Annotated in this window: 1 protein-coding gene; it reads right to left on the bottom strand. The window is 59.8% G+C overall.

From position 1 onward, the window contains the following. Window positions 1–261 (bottom strand): anaerobic C4-dicarboxylate transporter family protein (locus ACZ3HG_RS24070; protein ID WP_465334938.1); only part of this gene is annotated, 261 nt, incomplete at both ends.

Genomic DNA, 261 nt, shown 5'->3' with positions numbered 1-261 from the left:
ACGGCCTAAGAAGTTAGTCACCAGAGCCGCCAGGAAAAGGCCCACCATGGTCGAGGGGATGGCAATCGCCAGCAGCGTGATATAGCTGACGCCGCGCGGCTCAAGCAGGGTGGCGAAGAAGACCACTGCGGCTGAAATGGGTGATGCGGTAATCGCGATCTGCGAAGCCACTACCGCAATCGACAGCGGCCGGGAAGGGCGAACGCCTTGCTCTTTCGCCACTTCTGCAATCACCGGTAATGTCGAGAACGCGGTATGTCC

The sequence above is a fragment of the Erwinia sp. PME.40.26/001 genome, from assembly GCF_055556675.1.
The sequence above is the reverse complement of the archived record's forward strand: the minus strand, read 5'-3'. Positions and strand labels throughout refer to the sequence as shown.